The sequence below is a fragment of the Streptomyces sp. NPDC058877 genome, from assembly GCF_042742855.1.
Lineage (GTDB): Bacteria > Actinomycetota > Actinomycetes > Streptomycetales > Streptomycetaceae > Streptomyces.
The window spans coordinates 1-1,671 of the sequence record NZ_JBHYMF010000386.1; the positions used below are offsets into that span (position 1 = coordinate 1).

Here is a 1,671-nt window from a genome sequence, read left to right on the forward strand (position 1 = left end):
CGGTGTCTTCCCCACCGACGTGGGGGTGTTCCGCCGAACAGCGCCGCGGCAGCGCCCGACAGCGCGTCTTCCCCACCGACGTGGAGGTGTTCCGCCGGGACAGCCCCGAGCCCAGAAGGGACCAGCGTCTTCCCCACCGACGTGGGGGTGTTCCGCCTTCGCTCGACGGGATCGGTGCCGCCGCGATGTCTTCCCCACCGACGTGGGGGTGTTCCGGCAGTTCCAGGCCGCGCGGGCCTGGCGGTCAAGTCTTCCCCACCGGCGTGGGGGTGTTCCGGTAGGACAGGTTCCCCAGCGCGTCGTACGCGTGTCTTCCCCACCGACGTGGGGGTGTTCCGATCGTGCCGCTGCGGCAGACACGCGAGGATCTGTCTTCCCCACCGACGTGGGGGTGTTCCGCCAGAGGAGTTGGAGGAGGCGCGGTGTATTGCCCTGTGAGGTTGGGGACGCGGCTGGCGGGTGGTTTGCCCTTCAGCGCGGTGTGTCCGCGGTGGTGATTGTAGGTGTGCAGCCACTGCGGGAACGCGTCGCGTCGTTCCTGTTCTGAGCGGTAGGGGCGGGCGTAGGCCCATTCGTCGAGCAGGGTGCGGTTGAGGCGTTCGACTTTGCCGTTGGTCTGGGGCCGGTAGGGCCGGGTTCGCTTGTGGGTGATCCCGGCCGCCGTCAGCGTGTCGCGCCAGGCGTGGGACTTGTAGCAGGAGCCGTTGTCGGTCAGGACCCGCTCGACGGTGATCCCGACGCCGGTGAAGTAGGCATGGGCCCGCTGCCAGAAGCCGGTGGCGGTCTCCTTCTTCTCGTCGGCGTGGATCTCGCTGTAGGCGAGGCGGGAGTGGTCGTCGACGGCGGTGTGGAGGTAGCTGTAGCCGGCGTTCTTGCGGTTCTTGCGGCCGGCCTGGCGGCCGAGGGTCTTGTGGCCGCCGCCGTCGGGGATGTTGCCGAGTTTCTTGATGTCGACGTGGACCAGCTCGCCCGGCCGGTCGCGTTCGTAGCGGCGTATGACGTGGCCGGTGGCCCGGTCCAGGTGCGTGAGGCGGGCCAGGCCGTAGCGGGTCAGGACCCGGTGGACGGTGGAGGGCACCAGGTCCAGCAGGTGCGCGATGCGGGCCGGTCCCCACCGTCGCAGGATGCGGACCTTGATGATCCGGCGTTCGGTGCGGGTCGGGGTCCGCCGGGGGCTGTGGTGCGGGCGCGAGGAGCGGTCCGTCATTCCAGCCTCGCCGGACATGCGGTAGCGGGCGGCCCACCGCTGGGCGGTGGTGGGTGAGACCTGGAAGCGTTCGGCGGCCCGCCGCAGCGGCCAGCCGTCCTCGACCACACAGCGGGCAAGGCGCAGGCGTCCGGTCTCGGTCAGGGGTGCATTACGGTGGGGCATGAGGGCCTTCTGATCGTTCGGTGGAGATGTCGCAATCCACACCGAACCCGGAAGGCCCTCACCCGTTCAAGCAGTCCCAGCCAAGACCTCCATCACCCGTCCACAACCTCCCGGGGCAATACAGCTAGGCCGTCTGTCTTCCCCACCGACGTGGGGGTGTTCCGCAGGTCAAGGAGCGGTGCGCCGCCGACGGCACGTCTTCCCCTGAGGTTCCCCCGCTGTGCGGGAGTGGCTGACTAGCTGGTCAGGGCGGGTTGACGTGGTTTCAGGTTCACTTGTTCGGTCGCTGCCTGGTTGGC

General features: G+C 69.2%; 1 pseudogene and 1 CRISPR repeat array. The pseudogene reads right to left on the reverse strand.

Annotated features, from left to right (window positions below):
• The first annotated feature begins 4 nt into the window (after positions 1–4).
• Positions 5–399: direct repeats of the CRISPR family, unit length 29 nt; unit sequence GTCTTCCCCACCGACGTGGGGGTGTTCCG.
• A 70-nt stretch (positions 400–469) separates the two neighbouring features.
• Positions 470–1,372 (reverse strand): annotated as a pseudogene (locus ACFW2Y_RS35750) (IS481 family transposase); the annotation flags it as partial.
• Positions 1,373–1,671: the final 299 nt, after the last annotated feature.